The 23,485-nt window shown below is 46.9% G+C and carries 19 protein-coding genes; 5 read left to right on the forward strand and 14 right to left on the reverse strand.

The features are described from left to right. Positions 1 to 4: 4 nt before the first annotated feature. The 3 genes from X794_RS06690 to X794_RS06700 form a co-directional block, all read right to left on the reverse strand. Positions 5 to 547 (reverse strand): NEW3 domain-containing protein, encoded by a 543-nt coding sequence (locus X794_RS06690; RefSeq protein ID WP_011309964.1) that lies wholly within the window; start codon positions 545 to 547, stop codon positions 5 to 7. Between the two features lie 146 nt (positions 548 to 693). After that, positions 694 to 1,149, reverse strand: coding sequence for a YqhA family protein (locus X794_RS06695; protein ID WP_011309965.1), 456 nt, complete (start codon positions 1,147 to 1,149; stop codon positions 694 to 696). A 15-nt stretch (positions 1,150 to 1,164) separates the two neighbouring features. Next, positions 1,165 to 1,761, reverse strand: a complete 597-nt coding sequence (locus X794_RS06700) for an acetate uptake transporter (RefSeq protein ID WP_011309966.1) — start codon at positions 1,759 to 1,761, stop codon at positions 1,165 to 1,167. Positions 1,762 to 2,164: 403 nt separating this feature from the next. Here X794_RS06700 and X794_RS06705 point away from each other — a divergent pair, with 403 nt between their 5' ends. Both X794_RS06705 and X794_RS06710 read left to right on the forward strand, forming a co-directional pair. Beyond that, complete coding sequence (locus tag X794_RS06705) at positions 2,165 to 4,723, forward strand: histidine kinase N-terminal 7TM domain-containing protein (protein ID WP_034375912.1); 2,559 nt, start codon at positions 2,165 to 2,167, stop codon at positions 4,721 to 4,723. Positions 4,724 to 4,838: 115 nt separating this feature from the next. Continuing rightward, a complete protein-coding gene (locus X794_RS06710; protein ID WP_034375915.1) occupies positions 4,839 to 5,477 on the forward strand; it encodes a DOMON domain-containing protein in 639 nt (212 codons plus the stop codon). Positions 5,478 to 5,627: 150 nt separating this feature from the next. Here the strand turns inward: X794_RS06710 and X794_RS06715 are convergent, their stop codons facing one another. Then, positions 5,628 to 6,065: a hypothetical protein gene (locus X794_RS06715; RefSeq protein ID WP_034375918.1), complete on the reverse strand. Its 438-nt coding sequence runs from the start codon at positions 6,063 to 6,065 to the stop codon at positions 5,628 to 5,630. 19 nt (positions 6,066 to 6,084) lie between these two features. Beyond that, positions 6,085 to 6,516 (reverse strand): MerR family transcriptional regulator, encoded by a 432-nt coding sequence (locus X794_RS06720; protein ID WP_034375921.1) that lies wholly within the window; start codon positions 6,514 to 6,516, stop codon positions 6,085 to 6,087. Positions 6,517 to 6,634: 118 nt separating this feature from the next. On the opposite strand from X794_RS06720, the gene X794_RS06725 reads away from it, so the two are divergent. Next, on the forward strand, positions 6,635 to 8,587 hold the full coding sequence (locus tag X794_RS06725) for an ABC transporter ATP-binding protein (RefSeq protein WP_034375924.1): 1,953 nt from the start codon (positions 6,635 to 6,637) through the stop codon (positions 8,585 to 8,587). A 154-nt stretch (positions 8,588 to 8,741) separates the two neighbouring features. Next, on the forward strand, positions 8,742 to 10,493 hold the full coding sequence (locus X794_RS06730; protein WP_034375925.1) for a YgiQ family radical SAM protein: 1,752 nt from the start codon (positions 8,742 to 8,744) through the stop codon (positions 10,491 to 10,493). A 175-nt stretch (positions 10,494 to 10,668) separates the two neighbouring features. Here the strand turns inward: X794_RS06730 and X794_RS06735 are convergent, their stop codons facing one another. The 4 genes from X794_RS06735 to X794_RS06750 form a co-directional block, all read right to left on the reverse strand. Then, on the reverse strand, positions 10,669 to 13,680 hold the full coding sequence (locus X794_RS06735) for an efflux RND transporter permease subunit (protein ID WP_034375928.1): 3,012 nt from the start codon (positions 13,678 to 13,680) through the stop codon (positions 10,669 to 10,671). Between the two features lie 22 nt (positions 13,681 to 13,702). Further along, positions 13,703 to 14,152 carry a MarR family winged helix-turn-helix transcriptional regulator gene (locus X794_RS06740; protein WP_034375931.1) on the reverse strand — a complete coding sequence of 150 codons (450 nt, stop codon included), beginning with the start codon at positions 14,150 to 14,152 and terminating at the stop codon, positions 13,703 to 13,705. Positions 14,153 to 14,407: 255 nt separating this feature from the next. Further along, positions 14,408 to 14,680 carry a hypothetical protein gene (locus X794_RS06745; protein ID WP_011309975.1) on the reverse strand — a complete coding sequence of 91 codons (273 nt, stop codon included), beginning with the start codon at positions 14,678 to 14,680 and terminating at the stop codon, positions 14,408 to 14,410. A gap of 21 nt (positions 14,681 to 14,701) precedes the next feature. After that, on the reverse strand, positions 14,702 to 16,129 hold the full coding sequence (locus X794_RS06750; RefSeq protein ID WP_034375937.1) for a reductive dehalogenase: 1,428 nt from the start codon (positions 16,127 to 16,129) through the stop codon (positions 14,702 to 14,704). A 318-nt stretch (positions 16,130 to 16,447) separates the two neighbouring features. On the opposite strand from X794_RS06750, the gene X794_RS06755 reads away from it, so the two are divergent. Further along, positions 16,448 to 16,972 carry a MarR family winged helix-turn-helix transcriptional regulator gene (locus X794_RS06755; RefSeq protein WP_015408020.1) on the forward strand — a complete coding sequence of 175 codons (525 nt, stop codon included), beginning with the start codon at positions 16,448 to 16,450 and terminating at the stop codon, positions 16,970 to 16,972. 41 nt (positions 16,973 to 17,013) lie between these two features. On the opposite strand, the gene X794_RS06760 is transcribed toward X794_RS06755, so the two are convergent. The 5 genes from X794_RS06760 to X794_RS06780 form a co-directional block, all read right to left on the reverse strand. Beyond that, positions 17,014 to 19,146 carry a B12-binding domain-containing radical SAM protein gene (locus X794_RS06760; RefSeq protein ID WP_041344596.1) on the reverse strand — a complete coding sequence of 711 codons (2,133 nt, stop codon included), beginning with the start codon at positions 19,144 to 19,146 and terminating at the stop codon, positions 17,014 to 17,016. A gap of 161 nt (positions 19,147 to 19,307) precedes the next feature. Beyond that, positions 19,308 to 20,969, reverse strand: coding sequence for an MDR family MFS transporter (locus X794_RS06765; RefSeq protein WP_034375942.1), 1,662 nt, complete (start codon positions 20,967 to 20,969; stop codon positions 19,308 to 19,310). A gap of 15 nt (positions 20,970 to 20,984) precedes the next feature. Then, the gene (locus tag X794_RS06770; protein ID WP_011309980.1) at positions 20,985 to 21,419 is read right to left on the reverse strand and encodes a MarR family winged helix-turn-helix transcriptional regulator; all 435 of its coding nucleotides are present in this window, start codon (positions 21,417 to 21,419) and stop codon (positions 20,985 to 20,987) included. A 205-nt stretch (positions 21,420 to 21,624) separates the two neighbouring features. After that, positions 21,625 to 21,894 (reverse strand): hypothetical protein, encoded by a 270-nt coding sequence (locus X794_RS06775; protein ID WP_012984544.1) that lies wholly within the window; start codon positions 21,892 to 21,894, stop codon positions 21,625 to 21,627. A 27-nt stretch (positions 21,895 to 21,921) separates the two neighbouring features. Continuing rightward, positions 21,922 to 23,409 (reverse strand): reductive dehalogenase, encoded by a 1,488-nt coding sequence (locus X794_RS06780; RefSeq protein ID WP_041344597.1) that lies wholly within the window; start codon positions 23,407 to 23,409, stop codon positions 21,922 to 21,924. Positions 23,410 to 23,485: the final 76 nt, after the last annotated feature.

Consider the following 23,485-nt stretch of genomic DNA (forward strand, 5'->3'; position numbering starts at 1 on the left):
ACCCTTAATTACGGTTAAAGTGGCGGTACAGGAAAATAAACCCGCCAATCATCACCGCTCCCAGACCCAACCCCACCCATTGCCACAATCCGGGAATGTCTCCGACCACTAGAACAGTATTGCTGAAAGTACGTATCTGCTGGTATTCGGCTATGAAAACCAGATTGTACTCTCCGCGGGACTCATCTGAAGGAGCAAGCACCACCGCCTCAATCGACTTACGCTGGCCGACACCCAGATAGTCAATGGATGCAGGGCTATATTCCACTACCCAGTTTGCAGGTACATCCGCCGACAGGGTTATATCAAATATTTCCTGAGAACCGGCATTTTCAAGTTCCAGATAAAGTTTCAAAGGTTCACCAGGTATTATGTCCATATAATAGTAACCGGAAAGTAGGTACAGAGAAAGGATGGGCTTTTCTGTCTGAGCAATTACTGTAGAAGCTGAAAACAGCCCGCCCAGCAAAGTGCCAAACAGCAGAGCGGTACAAACCAGACCGGTCAGAACCTTGTATATTTTGAAATTCTTTATAAATTTCTTCATCTCAGGTTAATAATAGACGATAAGCCGAGCCGGTGCAATTGGGGCAATAACTGATTTTTATGAAGTATGATACTTAATTCCCGATAGCCAATAAAAAGCGGGGGATTACAACCCCCGCTAAGATTTGTGCTAAAGCAACCATGCCGTTATTCTGTTTTACTGCCAACATAATTAAACGCTATTAAAGCCACAGATACTACAGCCATACCCAAGCCGAAATAAAATGTACCCTGCGGGTCCTGCCATTCCACCAAATGCTTTAAAAATATAATGCCCATAACCATAATCACCAAACTGCTCAGCTTCACTTTCAGGTCATGGAGATTTCTTATAATAAGCCACTCGGGAAGTGAAAGCTTCCCAATGAATAATTCGTAAATACCCAGTGCGAAAATCAAAAGCACAGTAGCTATAAGGAATATATCCATAAGCTCTATGAAAGGAATCAAATCAACACTTTCCTCTGCAAAATTGGAGAGAAAACCGCCCAAAATCTTGACTGCTTTCATAATGCCCAAAGAAAAAACCATAAGCGAGGCCAGCAGCATTGAGAAAACTGCCGTCAGCGTAAAATATTTACTTTTCTCTAACAATCGTTTCATCTTCTCCCTGCAAATCTACTTATTACACTCTTTATTTTCCAAAGGGAAAACGGGTAATACCAGCCTACCGCAGCTTTCATTCAAGATTTCTGCCGCCGCAAGGTATACTGCAGAAAGACCGCAAACTATGCCTTCCCAGCCGCCAATACGGATAAATATCTTGCCTGCGTCTCCGGGTACCCAGTGACCTATAGCTAACAGGGAAAATAGAACCGTTAAACTTATAAAAACGAATGCCATTACTCTGTTTTTCTTTAGGGTAGGAAATACCATAAAGAACGTAAACAGCCCCCAAAGAAACAAATACCAACCCAGAAAGGCAGGCGGCGCAGCCCATACTTCAGGCAGACCCATTTGGGGAGCTATAAGGATAAATACCAGAGTCAGCCAAAACATACCATATGAAATAAAAGCAGTCATGCCGAAAGTATTGCCTTTGCGATATTCCAGTATGCCGGCTATCACCTGAGCTAATCCTCCATAAAAGATTCCCATAGCCAGAATGGCAACATTCAGAGGGAAAAAACCGGCATTGTGGATATTTAGAAGGATTGTTGTCATGCCGAAACCTAATAAACCTAAAGGGGCGGGGTTTGATAATTTTGACTCCACGTGACTCCTTTATATGCCGGATTAAAAGGATTTGATTATACGGATATGCCGGCGTTATTTCAAACCCGGCTTGATTACACATAAATAATATTTAAATTTGTATCCCTTGGCAGGCGGATTCTGCTATTACCCGAAACCAAAGTACCGCTTTTATTTCAATATTGCCTAAAACCCTTCAATTGACTCTCCTGAATATACTGCCTTGCACCTTATATAGGAAGAAAGTTTTATGGTACAAAAGGGGTAAATTCTTGCTACAAATCTACTCAAGGAATACAATGAAGGGTATTAAAATTAGTCATATACTATGACACTGTTACTAACAACATATAATTTCTCTTGTAGCCTCAAATATCAAGGCAGGTAAAGATATATTCAGATCTGATAACCACGGAGAAGCCCGGTGAGCGAATCTTATCTGTTTTTTTACTATCTGGCCATGACAATTTCGTTACTGGCTTGTCTGACAGTAGTAGTATTAAGCTGGAAAAACCGTGAAGCACCAGTAGCCCGGTCTATGCTGGCACTTGGTGTGGCAACATTTATCTGGGGATTCGGCTTTATGTTTGAAGCCGCCAGTAGCAGCCTGAGTCAGCAACTGCTGTTTAACAATATCGGTTATTTGGGATCAATGAGTGTTCCGGTAATCTGGCTGATTTTTGCTATTCAATATACCAACACCGGCAAATCGTTTGAAAACTGGAAAAAGGCACTCCTTTTCATCTTTCCGCTCTTCATAGTGATAATGGTCTGGAGTAATGACGCCCACCATCTTATGTGGTCAAACGAACACCAGACTACTTCCGGGCCTTTTCTGATAGTTGCCAAAACCTACGGGGTGCTTTTCTGGGTAGCAGTGGCACACAACTATACCCTGATTACCGGCGTAACCATTATTTTAATACGCCAGTTATTCACCGGAATACGCATATACCGCAAACAGGCCTTTATACTGTTATTTGCAGTTTGCCTGCCTTTGGTCTGGAACGTTATATATATTTTTGATTTGCTGTCACTACCGCGCAAAGACCTTACCCCCATGATGTTTGCTATTTCCGGCATAGCCATAACCCTGGGATTGATGCGCTTCAAGCTGTTTAAAACAATCCCTTTTGCCTATCCCCTTATTCTCCAGCAAATGAATGACGGTATTTTGGTTTTTGATAAATCTAACCGCCTGCTGGAAACCAACCCGGCGGCCTGCAGAATGACCAGTTTGGACAACACTATGGTCGGACAGGAACTAAGAGATTTGTGCGAACTCTCACCCCTTCTAGAGTGTTTGTCCATCACAGATTTTGGTCACCTTGACATGGAATCTGCGACCAGAGTAAAAGGAAAGTCCTACCAACTGGACAAGCAACCCCTATTTAACAAACAAAAACAACAGGTAGGCTGGCTGGCTACTATCCGCGATATAAGCCAACGCAAACAAACTGACCAGGAACTTAAGGAACGCAAGGAACAGTACTTTACACTGGTGGAGCATGGCAATGACGGTATTATCATTGTCCAGCACGGGCTGGTAGTCTATGCCAACTCTAAAATGAAAGAGTTGTCCGGTTACCTTATGGAAGATATTCTGGAAAAACCCTTCGTCCAATTTATATCACCCGAACAAAGAGAGCTGATTGAGAAGCATTATCAGAAGCGGATTGAAGGGCAGAAATCATCAGGCAGGTACGAGACCTGTCTGATTAACAAGAATGGTCAAGAGGTATATGTTGAAATAAGCGCCAGTTTGATTGAATATGACGGACAGATCGCAGATATGGCCATTATCCGTGATTTGACTGCCCACAAACAAGCCGAGCTTGAAAACCAGAGACTGCGGGATAAGGCGGAAATGGCCAGCCGTCTGGCCGCAATAGGCGAGATGGCCGCCGGAATAGCCCATGAAATAAATAACCCGCTAACCGGGGTTATAGGTTTCTCCGAGCTTCTTGCAGCCCGTGAAGACCTGCCCGAAGATATCATGGCGGATCTTCAGGTAATCAACCACGGTTCTCAGCGGGTAGTGGAGATCGTAAGACGGTTACTCACCTTTGCCAGACAAAATAAACCCGTAAAGACACGGCTGAATGTTCATGAGCTTATTGATAATACTTTGGAATTCCGAAGCTATGTATTTAAAACCGCCAATATAGAGGTTATCCGTAAGTATGACCAGAATCTGCCTTGGATTACCGCTGATCCGGGACAATTGCAACAGGTATTTCTTAACCTGGTCATCAATGCCGAACAAGCCATGAGAAAGGCACATGACGGAGGGAAACTAACCATAACTACTACCCGGGAGGATAGCTTTTTCAGCATCTGCATTGCAGATGACGGTCCCGGTATGACACCGGAAGTTAAAGCCAAAATATTCCAGCCTTTTTTCACCACCAAAGGCCCCAAAGACGGGACCGGGCTGGGGTTAAGTTTGGCTATGGCCATTATCCTTGATCACCACGGCACTATTGAGGTTGAGAGTGAATACGGCCGGGGTACGGCTTTTACTATCAACCTGCCGATGGATTCTTCCGAAACAGAAGACTGGACTGTCCAGCAGGAAGGGCTAACGCCAAAAGCCGGTGATAACCATGCCGCCAGCATACTGGTAATAGATGACGAAGAGCATATATGCCAGCTGGTTACCCGGGTACTGGAGCAGATGCGGCATAAGGTTGAGAGTTTCAGTGACCCGATTAAGGCCCTTTCAAAATTGGAAACAACCAGCTTTGATCTGGTACTGCTGGATATCCGTATGCCGGGCATGAGCGGTTTGGAATTTTATTCGCAAATGATTTCCAAACGACCGGAACTGGCAGGCAAGGTTATCTTCATGACCGGAGATATGACCGTTTCGGATCTGGAAGCCCAGATGCAGCAGACTGACCTGATGCACATTTCCAAACCTTTTCATCCTGCAATTCTGGAACAATTTTTAAACAAGGCTTTAAAACAACAAGCAGGCTAAAAGGCTTAATTTGATAACCATATAAGGTTCATCCAGACAATAATTCGTATTTCTTTAACAATATTTAGTATAATTGATGCATATTCAAACTATAAAATCAAAAAAGGGGATTAATGTGCCGTCTAATAAAAAACATATAGCTGCATTGCTTGCCATACTGGTTCTGCCCAGTCTGCTGTTTTCTTCTTGTGCCGCCATTGCGGAGATGAATTCAGACCCGCCCGATAATACAGATTCCACCACCCAGATTTCAGACCCTGCCGCACTGGCGGAATGGGTGGCAGACGGGATTATAACGGTGAGCGAATATACCAATAGCTCAGCCCTAAATGCCAACTTTACCCTGTTTTCCAGAACAGATGACCAGTATGTTTATATTGGCATCAAGGCCAAGGCTACCGGCTGGATTTCAATCGGTTTTCAACCCCTGCCTGCCAAAGGCCACACTTCGGCTGATTTTGCACTGGGCGGAGTGAGTAGCGGAGAAGCCTATATTTATGACCTGTGGGGCCTAAACAAAGAGGAGCATTCTCTGGATACCAAACTTGGCGGAACAAGCAGTATTCTGGAATACGGGGGCACCGAATCCGGCGGCTATACCATACTGGAGTTTAAAAGACTGCTAACCACCGGTGATACCTATGACCAGAACATTGTGCATGGATCCAATAATATCCTGTGGGCCTATAGTGACGAAGACGGCTTTGCCGCTATGCATATAGCTGAAGGAACAGGGAAAATAAATATACCCTGATAAAAATACCCGCAAACTGTTTTAGTTTAAGTATAGTTTAAAGGGCACCGGATAATCCGATGCCCTTTAGATTTGCCTGTTATAATCAAATTCATTTCCCCCTGCCGGAGAGAATAAGGGCAGAGGAAGATTTTGGGTTAAAGCTGTCTGCTAACCGCCCTGAGCCATGGCAATACCCAGCTGTCTGGCGCTCTCTTTTCCAGCTTCAATTTCATCTACTTTTACAGTCAGTCCGCCAGCTACCTGCTCAAGACCAAGATGGCCGGCAATAGCTTTGATGCTATCTTCGGTGGGTTTGGTATCATTCATATGGCAGATAATAATGGCCAAGCGAATACCCTTTTTAATCTTGTCCCGTCCCATCCACAGCCGTTCAAACAGGCTTTTAGTGCCGCCTGCCATAGACTGGAAGGGTTGGGTAGTAGCCAGAATAACCCCGCCAATACCGGAAAAATCGTCAGCACTGACAGCTGAAACTTCTTTAATTACAGTTTCAGCCCCGACAGAACTAGCACCTGCTGCCGCCGCTTCAGCTAAAGATTTGGTCTTGCCCCCGAAGCTTTGGTAAACCACTAGAATTTTTGACATTATATATTCCTCCTATTATTTAATAAATCAGATGATTACGGGGAGGGCACTCTTGCGGGCACACCTCCATGTCACAACCCAGGCATTTGCTAACCAGACTTATTATCTCTTTTCTCTCACGGCTCTGGCGCTCAAGTTCGGCAATACGGCTGGCGGCATTTTCCGCTTCCAGCTTAAGCACTTTAAGGGTATGCTCAGCCTTGGCCTTACGGTCAGTTTCACCGCCTGCATCTAGTATATCCAGAATACGGTTCAGGCTCATTCCGGTATCTTTAAGGCGGCGTATAAGCTTAACCCGGTTGACATCTTTTTGGGAAAACAGACTCATGCCGCTTGAGGTACGCAAAGACGGCACAATCAGTCCCTTCTGCTGGTAAAACCTGACTGTACGCAGACTGACACCGGACTGTTTGGCTATTTCACTTATCTGGTAGGCGACTTCATTATCCATTTCGTAATGATATTAACACCATGTGACGTTACTGTCAAGACTTACATATACGTAACTTTTAATATCCCGAACAAAATTGAGACACATACTGCCGTACGGACTGAAAATGCTATAATAGATGTTCATGATACACAGCTATTATTCCCGTATAAATGGAAACTCCCCTGACGAGAAGCCCAAAATTACCCGGGGCTTGTTGAAAAGGGTATGGAGTTATGCCCGCCCTTACCGGTGGCTGGTTCTCTGGATGCTCCTCCTCACTCTGGCTACCACCGGACTGGGGTTATTGACCCCTCTGATACTGCGTGACTTGATAGACACTACTCTGCCGAACAAGGATTTGACCCGTTTAAGCTGGCTGATTGCGGCACTGCTGACAATACCTCTGCTGACCAGTTTCTTGAACGTGGTGCTGAGGAGATATAACTCACATGTGGGCGAAGGGGTTATATCCGACCTCCGACTGGCTATGTTTTCGCACCTTCAGCGTATGTCACTCAGCTTTTTTACCCACACCAAAAGCGGTGAACTGATGAGCCGCCTTAATAACGATGTTATCGGCGCCCAGACTGCTATCAGTAATACTTTTGTATCTATCGTAACCAGCCTGATTCAGGCAGTAGTGGTATTTTCGGTAATGGTTACCTTGGAATGGCGGCTGGCACTGGTAAGTGTAGCTATACTGCCCCTTTTCTTCTGGGCTGCCCATCATCTGGGAAACAGGCTGCGGGATATTGCCCGAAACCAGCTTGACCTGAACGCTAGAATGAATGCCGTTGCCCAGGAACTGCTTAACATAAGCGGGGCTTTGCTGGTCAAACTGTTTGGCCGTTCCTCTGAAGAAGACCGCCGTTTCAAGCAGCGTTCCGAAGAAGTAAGAAACATAGGTATAAAACGGGCGGTTACAGGCTCACTTTTTTTCGCCAGCATAGGTCTTTTAAGTGCTATCGGCATAGCTCTGGTTTACGGGGTAGGGGGCTATTTTGTAATCCAGGAAACACTGACTATAGGTACTATCGTAGCTTTGGGTGTATACCTGACTACCCTGTACGGGGCCTTGCAGACCCTGACTAACGCCCCGGTGGATTTTGCCACCTCTATGGTTAGTTTTGAACGCGTTTTTGAGGTACTGGATGTACCGCTTGATATAAAAGAAAAAGAAAACGCCCGTATTCTGGGAAAGGTACGCGGCGTTTTGGAATTTAAGGACGTTCTTTTCCACTATGAGCGGGAAGAAAAAGGACTCCTCAGGGAAGTGCGGCGTTTCGGCCAGATGGAGGATGTAGTTTCGGTATTGTCCGGTGCAGGTGGTGCGCCCCGAAACGGCGGTGAAAAAGATGCCGCCGGTGCGGAACGTACAAACGGCGAAGTTCTGGAGCATATCTCTTTCAGAGCCGAACCCGGCCAGCTGGTGGCGCTGGTTGGCCCCAGCGGGGCAGGCAAAACAACCCTTACCTATCTTATCCCCCGTCTGTATGACCCCGTTGCCGGGCAAATACTGATAGACGGGCATGACCTTATGGATGTTACCCTTGACTCACTTGCCGCCCAGATAGGCATGGTCACTCAGGAGACCTACCTTTTCCATGATACTGTGCGTACCAATCTGCTCTACGGCAGACCTGATGCTACCCAGACAGAAGTGGAAACGGCGGCCAAAGCAGCCAATATCCACAAGTTTGTAAAGGGTCTGCCCCAAGGATATGAAACTATTGTGGGAGAGCGCGGTTACCGGCTGAGCGGGGGCGAAAAACAGCGTCTGGCACTGGCACGGGTTATCCTTAAAAACCCGCGTATACTGGTGCTGGACGAAGCCACCAGCTCACTGGACAGCCAGTCTGAATACCTTATTCAGGAAGCCCTGAAACATGTAATGGTGGGGCGTACCAGCATTGTCATTGCCCATCGCCTGAGTACCATTCTGGCGGCGGATATTATATTGGTGCTGGACCATGGACATATAGTGGAGAGGGGTACCCATAGCGAACTGCTGGCTCTGGGAGGACTATATGCAAATCTCTATGAAACCCAGTTTCGCGGCAAGATGAATAACCTTTCTTCTGCAGAATAACAACCAAAGATTTTTTTAGGACAGTAATTACTTTCCGTTACCCCAATTTTATTATAATAACGTTGATTTTGGTTATTTATCCTCCTGAAAAAACCCTGAACCCAAATAATTTCCCCTTAATGTATAATAAAACCACCCTTAGGAGTGAGAGATTATGTTTTTACCTACAACCCCCCATGAGTTATTAAAACTGGGGTGGGATCAGCCGGATATCATACTGGTAACCGGTGACAGTTATATAGACAGCCCGTTTATCGGCTCAGCCCTTATCGGCAAAGTTCTAAGCCAGGCGGGTTACCGGGTGGGTATCATTGCCCAGCCGGATATACATACGGATAGTGATATATGCCGTCTGGGTGAACCCAAGCTTTTTTGGGGGATAACAGCAGGCAGTGTAGACTCTATGGTTGCCAACTATACCTCACTCAAAAAAAGAAGAAAAAGTGACGATTATACCCCCGGCGGAATAAATAACCGCCGTCCAGACCAAGCCAGCATTGTCTACACCAACCTGATAAAGCATTACTTTAAGAATACCCGCCCTATAGTGCTGGGCGGTATTGAAGCCAGCCTGAGGCGCATCTCCCATTTTGATTTCTGGACTGACCGTATCCGCCCTTCAATCCTGTTTGACGCCAAGGCGGATTACCTGCTCTACGGCATGGCGGAAAAAGCGGTGCTTGAGCTGGCTGCCGCACTGAAAAACGGAACCGAAGTATGGGATATACGGGGGCTTTGCTATATTGCAGGGGCAGAGGAAAGTGCTATAAAAAGGGCGGGTTATCTGGAGCTACCTCCTTTTGAGGCAGTTGAAAAAGACGCTCACACCCTGATTGATATGTTTCATGATTTTTACCGGAATAATGATTCCCTGACCGCCAAAGGGCTTTACCAGAAAAACGGCAACCGCTATCTTATCCAAAACCCGCCGTCTATGCCCCTTACCCAAAAAGAGATGGACGGTATTTACGGGCTGGATTTTGAACGCACCCAGCACCCGTATTACCAGAAGCAGGGGGCGGTAAAAGCTCTGGAGACTATCCGCTTTTCCATCCAGTCCCACCGGGGTTGTTACGGGGAGTGCAATTTTTGTGCTATTGCCATGCACGAGGGACGAACCGTCCAGTGGAGAAGCCCGGAATCTATTCTGGCTGAGGCCCAAAAACTGGCCCGGTATCCTGATTTCAAGGGATATATACAGGATATAGGCGGCCCGACAGCCAATATGTACGGCTTTGAGTGTGAAAAAAAGCTGAAAGAGGGGGCGTGCCAGGACAAACGCTGTTTATACCCGCAAGTGTGCCCTTATTTGAAAGTGAACCACCATAAACAGCTGGAAATGCTGAAGAAAGTCCGCTCGGTTGCGGGCGTCAAAAAGGTATTTGCCTCATCCGGTATCCGCTATGACCTGCTGCTTAGTGACAGACAGTATGGCGAACAATACCTGAAAGAGCTGGTACAGCACTATATATCCGGCCAGATGAAGGTTGCACCGGAACACACCGAAACAGCCGTTTTGAACAGAATGGGAAAGCCGGGCATATCACTGCTTTTACGCTTTAAAGAGCTGTTTGACCGCATGAATAAAAAGTTCGGCAAGGAACAATTTTTGACTTACTACCTGATTGCCGCCCACCCCGGGTGCACCCGAAGCGATATGCAGAAGCTGAAACGGTTTACCCGTGATAATCTTAGAATCAACCCTGAGCAGGTACAGATTTTTCTGCCGGCACCGTCTACCTATTCCAGCCTGATGTACTGTACCGGTATAGACCCTTTTTCCAAAAAACCTGTTTTTGTTGAAAAAGACCCCCAAAATAAAGACCAGCAGAAAAACATTGCAGTTGCCAAACAGCCACCAAGCCCTGTTCCGTCAAGACGCCCCCGCCCAAGACGCACCCCTTAGTTACAACCTGCGTACTTGGCATCACTTCGGCGTACCAAATCCGCTCTTACTTCCACAGACAAACCCCTCAAACAAGCATACCGTCTGTATGAAGCATTCAAAACACAGTCGGGGGTGCCGTTACTTTGCCGGCACCCCCGAATAACTTTATAAATCCCCGGACGGGAAAAGACTGTTACTTACCCCGGTAAACCATGCTGTATACAGCCGGTATGACAAACAGGGTCAGGAAGGTAGAGCTTATCATGCCGCCGATAACCACAATAGCCAGTTCGGCACTTAACATAGTACCGGAACTGACACTCAGTGCCATGGGAATCATGGCCAAAATAGTAGTCAGGGCCGTCATGACTATGGGGCGCAGGCGGATTTTGCCGCCCTCTATCAGGGCGTCTTTAACGCTAAGACCATGCTTGCGCTGCTGCTCCACCATGGATACCAGCACTATGGCATTGGTAAGTACAATACCCACCAGCATCAGCATACCCATCAAGGCCGAAACTCCCAGTGTATAGCCGGTTACTACCAAAGCCAGCATAGAACCGATAAAGGCCAGAGGTATGCTTAGCATAATAAGCAGGGGATTGCGGATAGAACGCATCATGAGTATGACTATCAGGAAAACAATGGCAATGGCCACCAGAATGGCAATACCCATCTGGATAAATGTATCACCCATCTGTTCGGCGATACCGGCGGTCACCACCTTTACTCCCGGATGTGAAGGCAAGGCATCCACCTGTTCTTGAACCGCCGCATTTACCGCACCCACATTAGCCTCAGTTATCAAGCCGGTAATGGTGGCAGAAAGCATGGTATCTGTATGGCTGACATGTGAGGGCTCTGCCACTACGCCAACAAAAGCAATATCATTCAGGGTGACCGAAACCGGGAAACCTATTTTCAGGTTTTTAGCCTGTTCGGCATCACTCAACCTGCCAGCTATACCCTTGAAGTAAACCGGATAACTGCCGCTTCCCAGCGTAATAGTTGTACCGGGCAATGCTCCGCCATTCATCAGGAGCACAAATTCCTGTTGCAACTGGGCTAACTGGGCAGGTGACAGCCCGGAAGTGGCCACCTTTGCCGGGTCTACCGCAATATTAAGTACCGGCACAACGGTTGTCAGGTCACTTTTGAGTTCTTCCAGACCGTCAACACCCTTAAGCATCTCCAACAGTTGGGCAGTAATACTGGCTATTTCTTCCCGGTTCTGCCCCTGTATGGAAAGGTTTATGGAAGAACTGGATATGCTTCCGCCCATACTGTCACCCGAACCGGAGCTGACCTGAATAACCCCATCGGTAGTAATGCCCTGGCTGGCCAGAGTGATATTTGAGAGTTCCGTTTGCAAGTCAGCTGAGTTCAGGTAAACAATAATACTGGCTGTATTGGCGCCACCGCCGCCCTGAGAGGCACTCATTATGCCAGCCATGGAGGTAGCGGAGGTACCGATGGTTGAACTGTAACTGCGGACTGACGGGTTTGCCCCAAGCAGCGCCTCCACCTTGGCGGTAAGTGCACTGGTAGCACTGACATCAGCCGTAGCCGGCAGTGAAATACTTATTGATATGGTTTCTTCGCCGAACGAACCGGACATGAATGAAGTACCAGCCATAGGCAGAAGACCGGCACTGCCTATCAGAAGCAATACCGCCGTGGCTACTACCGCCAGACGATGTCCCAGCGTCCACTTCAAGGCCTTGATATAAACTTTTTGATACCAGTTGTCCTTGGCTATAACTACTTTCTGTTTGGAGCTGACCAACCACTTGGAGAGTGCCGGAATAAGGGTAAGGGCAACTATGAGTGAGGCCAGCATGGCGAAGGTTACGGTAAGGGCAAAGGGGACAAACATTTCACCCACAATGCCGCCGACAAACATAAGGGGGGCAAAGATAGCTACGGTAGCCAGAGTAGCGGTGGTAATGGGAGTGGCCACTTCTTTGGCACCGCCGATAGCTGCCTCTTTGAAACTTTCCCCGGCACGCAAACGGCGGTAGATTACTTCTATTATGACTATACTGTCATCTATAAGCCGCCCGACCGCTATGGTCATGGCACTTAGGGTAAGTATATTCAGAGTAATACCGAATAAACTCATGCACAGGAAACCAAAGAATATGCTAAGGGGAATGGAGATGGCAGCTATCAAAGACGCCCTTACAGCCCAAAGGAAGAAGAAGACCACCAATACGGCTAAAATACCGCCTACAATCGCCTTTTCTTCAAGCTGGCTGATACTGGTACCAATGAAATCTGACTGGTCAAAAACAGTACTGATGGTAACGCCGTCACCCAGTGTTCCCTGCAATTCAGCTATTTTTTCATTTATGGCGTTGGCAGTTTCAACTGTATTGGCAGATTCGGTTTTTACTACAGATATACCTACGCTGGGCTTGCCGTTGGTGCGGGTAATGGCTGATGAGGGTGAAGGACTAAGACTAATGGTGGCAATATCTGACAGTTTAATGTCATCTCCACCCAGCGAAATCTGTTCAATATCACTCAGTGAAGAGTAATTGGTACCCAGTATGCCGGCAATTTGGGAAATGGTTATACCGTACTGGGTCATCTTGGCCGGGTCGGGGGAAATTACTAAATAATCTTTTTCTCCGCCCTCGGTATCCACCCTGAGTACCCCGTCAAGCTGAGACAACAGGGGTACAATTTGTCTGTCTGCAATTTGTTTTAGCTGGTCCGGCGGTAAATCTCCGGACAGGCTCAAGCTTACCATAGGCATAATATTCATATTGATAGGAATGATTTGAGGGTTCTTGGCATTAGCCCCCATCATGGCGGCAAAATTGGTAACCGCCTGCGGGAAGCTGATTTTACTGATGCCTTCATTAAGGCTTTCACCAACGGCATTCATATCTGTGCCGTACTCAAATTCGGCCATGATTACAGACATGCCTTCGGAAGAAGTGGAAGTGAGGTGTTTTAAACCCTTGTCTGCCCATTCGTCCCAGACAAACCTTTCAATAGGGGTGGTAACATCTCTGACCACTGCATCGGGAGTAGCCTGAGGGTAAACTGTAACCACAGTGGTATATGGCAAGCTGATATCAGGCATCAGCTCTACTTTAATGCCCATAAATGCCCACAAAGAAGCACCGGCAACTGCCAGCGCTAAAAGAATGGTAACAAGTCTGCTACGTAAGGCCCATTTGGTAATATGCCACATTAAGAAATACTCCTTTATGCTATTAGCTAAGTTCCTGCTGATGTGCCCTTATGGCTAAAATGAGTTCCTGAAGACCCTTCCTCAAAGACTCAAGCCCATCTAAACTCATATGCTCCAAAATATGCAACATATGCCCGGATTTGCTTTCTACCAAATCGGTAACCAGTTCACGACCCTTGTCGGTAACCTGAAGCATGGTTATCCGTCTATCTACAGTACCGGTTTTGCGGATAACCAGCCCTTGCTCAACCAAACGTTCTGCAATGCCGGTTACATCCCCGGGGGTAACCCCCAGCCCCTGTGCCAGAGTACTCAGATTAGTTTCACCCTTGCTCATAATAATAAACAGACTTTTCATTTGGGCAAGAGGAACATCCAGCTTGCACCATGAATTCATAGCGTAGGGCAGGACAGTCTGGCCTATCTGCCCCTCAATTTCAATTATACTTTTTATAATTTCTGCTTTATCCACATTCCCTAAACCTTTCTATCTTACCGAAGGCCGAATATGCCTTTGCATCGGATATTTTTCAAATTTTAACAGAATTTGTCCGGATAAATACTTTACATTATATATATAATTTATCCGGTATATAGTATATTGTCAAATCTGCAACTCCCCAATATTCAACCCGCGCATATGCTCTTACCTAAAAATATGCCACCCTCTTAAAAATGAAAAACGGGGGATTTCTCCCCCGTTTAGGGTATAAACCTTAAACCTGAGCTACGCTTTTTTTATTCTCCGCACAGTCAGCTGCCAGCTGAGCGCCAGCAGGATAACTGCCGGTAATCCGAGCACCAGCAGGAACATGGTAGCGGCTTTAGATTCGGTCTCTCCCAGAGCATCTGTAAAGAACAGAACCGTAAAGAGCAGGAGAACCAGTCCGACAATACCCAAAACCCATTCGTACCAGGTCAAGGATACATGGCTGCTTCTAAGCCACATGACCAGACCAAGCAGCAAAGCTCCCAATACAAAACTTATTATTAACCACATAAAATTATCCTCCCTTGCGTTTTAGTAATCTTTGCCGACTGTAACATGCGCAGTGTCAAAGCCAAGTGTTGGTTGTGACATATCCCACCAGGCCTCTTTGTCTTCGTGTACACCATAGCCGAAGAATTTATCTGCCTGCCACAGGAAGCTGTTAAATACAGGAGTAGTTGACAGGGTTGCCCTGACAATCGTATGAATATTGGCAATATCAGTATTGAAGGTACAGGTACCCATACAGGCACCGCAACCACCGATAGTGGCTTTATACGACCAGCAGGCAATACCGTCCGTCCAGAACTGTTTACGTCCCGGTATATGGGTGGTATCTTCCTTGCCGTAAATCTTGGGCACGTCCCAAGTTGGTTCATGCTCAAAGGAAATACACTGGGCGGGACATTCATCGGCACACTTGGTGCAGGTCTGGCAGAAGCGCCACATACCGGCATCAATGGGAGGTGTCGGTTCAAGCGGCAGGTCAGTAACCAGACTGAAAAGACCGACGCAAGGACCAAACTCCGGGCTTATGAAAGCACCATTGTTGCGTGCGCCCTCACCCAAACCGGTAAGGGTAGCAGTGGCAATGGTCGGAATAGCCCCGTTAAATGGCCGGGTATAACCGTAACAGGTGTAACCCAAAACCTGCATAAACATCTGAATACGGGGCTGGATAATAGAGAACTGGCTATACCGCAGGCTGTTTCCGGCACTCCCTATATCAGAGCTGGGAGATGAACGGAACATCTCTTTGTTTAATGGGTGAGTAAAAGCAAAGTCATAAAGCGGTACTTTATCAGGAAATACCAGCTTATCAGTGCCTTCATAGCCTTTCGGTACATCTTCAAACATATATTTCTTGTGAGTGAAGTCTTTGTCATATTCTCTTACAAGCTTTGTCTTCACCCGGTCAGTAATCTCAGCCATACCTACTTGTGCAGCTCCGAAATGAATCATGGCCGCCCTGATCATTTTGCTGTTTTCCTCAGGAGTACCCTGCCATTTAGGGACACCCAGAGATTCAGGGGTAGTACTGGAGGCAGGTCCCATGAAAGTGATGGGATACATATAGTTTCCGGAAGATAAAGCCCTGTCTCTAAGAGTCATACCGCTTTGATTGGTCTTTACAGCGTTGGCACTGTAAGCTGCCGCAGCTGCCCTACGCTTTGCACCTTCCTCCGCACCCAAAAAGAAATCCTGGGTGGGGTTGTTTTGACCGGTCCAGATACCGTCGGAGCGGTACATAAGTGACCAGTCCAGTTCAACTGTAGGGTCTTCTAATTCACGGTTTTTAACATACCAGGGGCGTTTCCATTCCGCAGTCGGAGACGACATAAATTCATCAACATCATGAAATACCGGACTAATTGCGGCAGAAGCCCCCAGACCTGCACCTGCCAGTCCGACAGCCTTCATGAAATCCCGCCGGCTTACCATTGAATGAAATCTTGACATTTTTCTCCTCCTCTTTAGCTGGATTGCATATTCTTTCGCAATTCACTAATCAACTAAAACCCTATCTACCCATTGACCCTCCTAAGATTATTCACTCGGAATGAATGTTCGTTATAGAATATTAACTATCATCCATAACCACTGTCAATTAGTATAAATACTTAATATACTAGGCATTTAGTATATTATCGGTATACTTAATACTCACTCCCTCTGGCTAGCCCATTAATAATGAGTATAATATTTGTATCAGGTATTAATTTTGGTGTTTAATTACCCTGCTAGTAGTTTCAGCAAAATACAACTTAGGAAAATGACATGACCCGTACTCCGAGGCTTAACACTTTTGAAATCTGGGGTATCATAATGCAGGCAAGAGCTGTCGCTTACAACGTAAGAAGAAAGGAACTGACAGAACAGGACCTGACGCCTGAACAAGCGGGCATACTGAATATCCTGCACAAAGGGAAAACCAAAATAATAACCCCGGCCAAAATCGCCAAAGAATATCTGCGGGAACCGCACACTATTTCGGTAATATTAAAACGGATGGAAGACAAAGGCCTGATTGCCCTAACCAAGAACCTAGCCAGACGGAATATGATAAGGGTAACCCTTACTGAAAAAGGGGAGAATGCCAGAACCGATGCATTCCGTCTGGACAGAACAAGCAAGCTTTTTGAAAATCTGTCTGATGACGAAATAAAAACGCTTTATAGTTTGCTTACGAAAGTAATGAACAATTCGGTAAAAGCTCTGGCAGAATCAGCATCCGATGCCAACCGTGATTTGAGCATTTTTCACGAATACGATACAAAGTTGAAATCTGAGGATTTGCCCTGACAGAACCGGCTTGTTTACATAAGTTTATTCCGGATGCATTTTCAGAATGATATAATCTGCATTTCCCGCATCCGCAGCAGAAACCGTCTGCAATCTTTTTCAATGACATCCTTTGGGGCATTATATTCGGCAGCCAGTTGAGCTGTAATCTGCCCCAAATCCCGCTGGCCGTCACACAGCCTCAGTATGGCAAGCTCTGTCAGGGTAACATTCACCAAGCGGCTTTTAACCGGCTCATACACTACAGGGGTTTTTACTGGAGTGGCAGGCAGGGTAAGTTTACGGCTGATATTCTGCTTGATCTGCAACAGGTCAAAATTAAGTACAGCGACCGTTAAATGTTTATCTAAACGGGGAACTCCCGAAGCGCTTACTGGATAATCCTGATGTGTTTCTGCCTTCGGCGGTATTTGGGCGGCTTTTAACAGGTCTTCTATAAGCGGGTAACGGGACACATACAGCAAAAGGTCTCCAACCATAAGCCTTTTAAAGATATCCCGGCTGGGGTGTTTGTTTATCAGCTCTGTCCAGCTGCGGATACTCATTTCACGGGCTTCCGGCTGCGAAATGCCCGAAACTGTTTTATAACTGCGGGAGAGTTTAAACTCGTCTGCTGTTTTACTTTCTATTATCCCGCTCACACCGTATTTTTCAGGCAATCTGGCCACAGCCGAGCCTTTGCCCAAACTGAAATAGTCTATATTGAAAGAGCGGATAATATCCCTGTTGTCCGCCAGAAAGTCAATCGTTTCACCAGCCTCAGCCTCACTTTCAGTCGGAAAACCCAGAAATACGTAAAGGTGATTCCAGATATCTGCCCGGTAAATATTACGGCAGACCTGCACGGCAATCTCTCTGGTTGTGCCTTTTTCCATATGCTCAAGCACCCGGTTACAACCGGACTCAAGCCCCAGAAATAATACCCTGAACCCGGCCTTGCGCATTTTTAGGCATAGTTCCGGGGTGAAGCGGGATTCCAGCCTGACATTTACAGAGCAACTGACCTGTATTCCACCCTTGATGAGTTCATCTGATAATGCGTCTGCCAAACTGGGGGCCAGCCCTTCGTCCGCAAAAGCAAATTTATCAACCTTGTGCCTTACTGAAAGTGACCGCATATCCTCCGCAATTTTGGCAGCCTCCCGTTTCTGGTAGTGCCACCCATACGCTTCGTTATGGGAGCAGAAAGCACACTTGCCCCAATAACACCCGCGGGACCCAAGCAGGGGCAGAACCGGCTCCGGTGAAAGATAATCCTTCAGATTCAGACCATCAAAGCAGGGAGTGGGCAGGGAATTTATTTTCAAGGAAGGTTTGGTCTTGTTTACCTGTATATGACCATCCAAATAAATAAGGTTTGGTACTTCGGAAAGGCTTCGCCCGTCCCCAAGGCAATTTGCCAACTCCAGCAGGGGTTGTTCACCCTCATTAACCACCGCACTGTCAAAGAAAAGCTTAAAAAGCTCTTCATGACGGGCTATTACATCCGCTAGCAGACTGACAATATACCCTCCGATTACTATATGCACTTGGGGGTTTGCCGATTTGAGCTGACAGGCTAAAGTAAGTGCCGGAAGTAGCTGGCTGTCACCGGCAACAGAAATGCCGATAATATCCGGGCGGCATTCAGCCACGAAAGGCAGCAGTTTTTCCCGGCAAAGTTTGATATAGGGGTTCTGTTCATTATCCGCGGTACTGTCTTTTATATCCCGGTAAGACCGCAGGTAAGCACCCATCTCAAAAGAGCTCAGGTCTACCCGGGTAGGGAAGTGGGCAGTAGAGATTATGGCCATGGCCTGATTTAAAGTTTCCCGAGCCTGTGCGAGTGTGTCAGGGTCATAATAGCGATTTTTATCATGAAAGACTTTTTTAGCCTGTGAAATCCCGCCTGCCACCCTCTCCAGAGATGTATTAGCTATAAAGAGGTCATTGTAGTATTGCTGATCAACCGGGGACAAGCTCCGTGAAGAATCAAGACGTTTAAATTCGGCATTCAGGCCTGACTTCAGACTTCTTAAGTATTCCTCTGAAAAGAAGACCTTGTAAGCTTCAAGATTGAAGTCATACTGAACTGTATCTACGCCGTGTTCCTTCAGATAGGCCGTAAGTGAAGGCAGGCTGAGATACGGCTGGTAAGGAATCCACTGGGGCGGGAAAATCAGTAAAGTTTTCACCCCTTTATTATATCCAAAAGAACCGAAACCGTCTGTAAAAATTTAAGGGAACATGCAAGATACCGCCATCACCTGAAAATAAAGGGGGGGAACTAATCCCCCTCTTTAAATTATCTGAAACCCGAAGCAGCTTAACCTGAACTTGTTATGGTAAAACCGAACTACAAGCGAGGTTCATTATTTTTGTCAGATTGTCCCAGCTGAATTTCCAAACCCACTCCAGCCTCTTCAAGGGGCGGGTGGTTAGTCTTCCGAAGGGTTATCTGAGGCATAAAGAATACCACCACCAGAGCAACAAACATCAGCATTGCCCCGATAAGATAGACCTGATCTATGGAATTGCTGAACGCAGTCTTCAAAGTTACCAGCAAATGGTCAAACGAAACGGTTAGCTGGTCTTGAATGGCCGCCGGAGCCTGACTGATAAGCTGATATATTTGAGTTTGGCCATCGGTTGATAAAAATGCCTGTATTGTATTGCCGTCTATAGCGGTAGGAATACCGGTAGGATTAAGTTGACCCATAAGCTCCACAAAGGGTTCATTGGCAATATCAGTCAGCTGGGAGGCCAGTTTGGCATTCATAACGCCGCCCAGCAGAGCACCGCCGACAGTACCGCCTATACTCCTGAAGAGCTGGGTGCCGGCCGTTACTTCACCTAACTGCTTGTGGCTGAAAGCATTCTGTACGGCAATGGTAAATATAGGCATGGTAACACCCAAACCCAAACCGAGCAGTATCATGCACATTACCAGCTGGGTATTGGTAGTATTTATACCTACAAATGAAAAGACAAACATGGCAACAGTTGCCAGAGCCACACCCCCGACCGCCAGCTTTTTGTAGTTGCCGGTACGGGAGATTATCTGTCCGCTTATAGCTGAAGAAACGACCATTGAAAGCATCATGGGAGCAAGTATAAGACCTGAAGAAGTAGCGGATACACCAATTACTCCCTGAGCAAAGACCGTGATGTATAAAAGTGCCCCGAACATGCCCATAGATGTAAGGAACAAGGTTATAGCCGAAACTGAAAATATGCGGGTTTTAAATAACCCCATTGAAAGCACCGGTTCTTTTACCCTGCGCTCCACCATGACAAAGCTGAAAAGAGCGATCAGGGCAATGCCAAACAGCCCTAATATCTGCACTGAGTTCCAGGCATATTGGCTGCCGCCCCAGACAAAGGCCAGAAGCAGGGGCACCAACCCTACAATCAATAGGGCACCACCCAGAAAGTCTATAGAGCGGTCTTTGATTTTGTGCTTTATAGGAGGAATAGCCATAGCCAGCACTACCATGGTGGCAATGCCAACCGGGATATTTATATAGAAAATCCAGTGCCAGCTGAAGGCATCGGTTATCCAGCCGCCCAGCAAAGGACCGGCTACCGCGGTAAGACCAAAGACACCGCCCAGCACACCCTGCCATTTACCCCGTTCGGCCGGGGAGAATATATCACCGATAAGTGCCATGGAGTTAACCATCATGGCACCGCCGCCGATACCCTGCAAGCCGCGGAAGAGGATAAGCTGGGTCATATCCTGAGCCAGACCGGAGAGCACAGAGCCCAGAAGGAAAATACCGATACCTATCAGGTAGAGCGGCCTCCGCCCGAAGATATCAGAAAGTTTGCCGTAAATGGGTACTGTGACTGTAGAGCTTAACATATAAGCGGTAAAAACCCAGCTTAGATGAGAAAGACCGTTAAGTTCAGTGGCTATTTTGGGCATAGCTGTAGCCACAATGGTCTGGTCCAGCGAAGCCAGCATCATTGACAGTATGACGCCCAAAAGAATAAATAGTTTATTACCCTTTTTCACTAATGATTTGTCTCCCTAGTTTCCTGTAATCTTTTCTGCCAGTTTTTTATTTAATAGCGCAAACATAGCCAACTCATCATCGTTCAGGGCATCAAAGGCTGCGACTATTTTTAATGTAGTCTGTTTCTTTATTTCCACTATCCTTCCCGATGCCTCCGCCGTAAGGCTGAGTGAGATAGCCCGTCGGTCTTTTAAATCCATCTCTCTAGTGAGCAGCCCTTTCTCTACCAAACCGTCTACGATTTGGGTAACTGCACTGGGACTGATATTGAGTAGGTTGGCTAAGTCCTTGATGCCTGTGCCTTTATTTTTTTCTACTGCTCTCAGTACCATTAGCTGAGTATGGCCAAGCGCCAAAACGTCTCCTGCAGTATGGGCAACTGAGAACATATTGTGCTTTATAAGGCACATGTCATTATGAATGTCTTCAATAACTTTTTGCCTTATCATTTTACCTCCTGTATTGTTTAGTTACTTAATATTTTATATGCTTAACTATTAAATGTCAAAACCAGCCGCCACATATGAATATCCGCTTTTAGAATGTCCAGATTAATACAGGCAATACGGCTTGATACAACAGGTTAAAAAGATTTAGAGAAAAAAACAGGGGAGGTTAAACCTCCCCTGTCAGACACCGATAATGCAGCCGGTACTAGGCTACTTTTTTGTGACGGATGATAAGCTGCCAATCAAGCGCAGCCAGTATCAGAAAAATGATACCGAATATCAGGGCTCCCATCCAGGCTGAAGTCGGTTCGTTTTCTTCAAGCGAACTGAAATAATGCTGGACGGTGGCAAAGAGTGAAGCCACTGCCAAAAACCCGATAATCCATTCGTACCACTTTATAGCCAGTTGCTGGCGGATAAGCCAGACAACAAACAGAGTCAAGGCGACTGCTACTGCCAGTCCTACGAAAAACATGCTTCCTACCTCCAATTCCTTAAGCTATTAGTAACTGGTGTCAATACCGTAGGTGAAGTCATCCATATCCCACCACTCTTCGGGGTCTTTCCGCCCGTAATCCATAGCTTTTTCCATATTTGTAAAGAAGCTATTTAAAAGCGGGGTATTGGCAACTGTGCCCTTAACCACAGCATGCAGGAATGAATCCGGTTTGCTGTTGAAGGGGCAAGTGCCCTGACAGGTGGGGCAGTGAGGACAATCTGCGGTATTGGTTCGCCAGCCCTCAAATGTGCCCTGCTGAATGCCGGACTTGGCTGAAGCCGGGTTTTCCCAGGTGGGATCACCCTTCTGAATCAGGTTGAAGGGGCAGGAGTCCGCACAAATACCGCAGGTCTTGCAGAATTTGTAGGCACCAAAGTCTATGGGCGGAGTGGGCAGCAAGGGCAGGTCGGTGATTAACGCCCACATAGCCCGGTTAGTTGTGCCGTATTTGGGAGTGATGGTGGGTGAAGACATGCGGCCATGTTCGCCCATACCGGCTAAAGCTGCTAAAGGATTAGCCAAAAAGCCCATCATGCCCGGATTCAAGGCCTGATAACCCAAACCGCGGATAAATTCCTGGAACTGGGCACCTACCTTGGGGAAGCGGGAATATGAATACCAAACGGCATGACTTTCGGTTATGCCTGCCTGGCGTCTGGTAGCTTCGAGTGACTGTCTGGCGCTCCACATAAGTATCCACTTGCACTTGCGGGGGATAACCATCTTGGTTGCGGTCTCATAAGCTTCCTCTACGTCTTCAACGACTACAGCTTTACCGCCAATCTGGGAATGGATAAATTTAAGAACATCGTCGTCAATTTCAATAGCACCCACATCCGAGCCGCCAAAGAATCTGAAGGCAGAGCGGCAGGTTTTAAGGTTTTCTTCGGGAGTACCCTGCCAGACCGGAGCCCCGAAATCCTGGGGACGGGTAGTAGTATCCAGCTGAGGCCCCAACCACGGAGTAAAGGTAGGGCTGCCGCCGGCCGCCATAATAGCGCCGATAACATTAACCCTCTTGCCACCCATTTCCATATTGCCGGGCCAGGCACCGAACATCATAAATTTGGAAGCATTGCACAGGGCGGTGGTTCGGGTATCTCCCATACCGGCATAGCCCGGAGTCCAGCCCGGAAACTCCTTGGCCATGGCATCATAAAGAGTCAGGGCCATTTCAGGGGTTTCAAGGTCAGTGGAAGTACCGCCGACAACGCCGGCTTTTGTGAAATCAGCTACAGTGGGTCTGGGCAGACCCTGAAATACACCCGGCTGACGGGTAACTTTTGACCAGTCTATAGGAACTGTAGGATTCTTGAAATCCCTTTCCTTTACCCACCAGGGATTTTTATTGATACCAAGGGTTGAAGACGTGACCTCATCCAAATCGTGGAAAACAGGGGCAGCAGCGCTCATAGTACCCAAACCTGCTCCGACTACCCCAAGGCTTTTCATAAAATCACGTCGCGAGAGTGTGGAATGAAACTCTTTCATAGATTTCCCCTTTCGAATTCTATCGGACTACCGCTGGTGCTGTAATTTATATTTATTTAAGCTTGCTATCACCCTC

The organism is Dehalococcoides mccartyi CG5, assembly GCF_000830885.1.
In the GTDB taxonomy this organism is placed as follows: domain Bacteria; phylum Chloroflexota; class Dehalococcoidia; order Dehalococcoidales; family Dehalococcoidaceae; genus Dehalococcoides; species Dehalococcoides mccartyi_B.

Excerpts from the sequence above, each read along its gene's own strand:
- X794_RS06725 (WP_034375924.1), top strand. The coding sequence starts at position 6,635 with ATGTTCATGATACACAGCTATTATTCCCGTATAAATGGAAACTCCCCT.
- X794_RS06755 (WP_015408020.1), top strand. The coding sequence starts at position 16,448 with ATGACCCGTACTCCGAGGCTTAACACTTTTGAAATCTGGGGTATCATA.
- X794_RS06770 (WP_011309980.1), bottom strand. The coding sequence starts at position 21,419 with ATGATAAGGCAAAAAGTTATTGAAGACATTCATAATGACATGTGCCTT.
- X794_RS06720 (WP_034375921.1), bottom strand. The coding sequence starts at position 6,516 with ATGGATAATGAAGTCGCCTACCAGATAAGTGAAATAGCCAAACAGTCC.
- X794_RS06780 (WP_041344597.1), bottom strand. The coding sequence starts at position 23,409 with ATGAAAGAGTTTCATTCCACACTCTCGCGACGTGATTTTATGAAAAGC.
- X794_RS06750 (WP_034375937.1), bottom strand. The coding sequence starts at position 16,129 with ATGTCAAGATTTCATTCAATGGTAAGCCGGCGGGATTTCATGAAGGCT.
- X794_RS06695 (WP_011309965.1), bottom strand. The coding sequence starts at position 1,149 with ATGAAACGATTGTTAGAGAAAAGTAAATATTTTACGCTGACGGCAGTT.
- X794_RS06735 (WP_034375928.1), bottom strand. The coding sequence starts at position 13,680 with ATGTGGCATATTACCAAATGGGCCTTACGTAGCAGACTTGTTACCATT.
- X794_RS06715 (WP_034375918.1), bottom strand. The coding sequence starts at position 6,065 with ATGTCAAAAATTCTAGTGGTTTACCAAAGCTTCGGGGGCAAGACCAAA.
- X794_RS06775 (WP_012984544.1), bottom strand. The coding sequence starts at position 21,894 with ATGTTTTTCGTAGGACTGGCAGTAGCAGTCGCCTTGACTCTGTTTGTT.
- X794_RS06745 (WP_011309975.1), bottom strand. The coding sequence starts at position 14,680 with ATGTGGTTAATAATAAGTTTTGTATTGGGAGCTTTGCTGCTTGGTCTG.
- X794_RS06690 (WP_011309964.1), bottom strand. The coding sequence starts at position 547 with ATGAAGAAATTTATAAAGAATTTCAAAATATACAAGGTTCTGACCGGT.
- X794_RS06730 (WP_034375925.1), top strand. The coding sequence starts at position 8,742 with ATGTTTTTACCTACAACCCCCCATGAGTTATTAAAACTGGGGTGGGAT.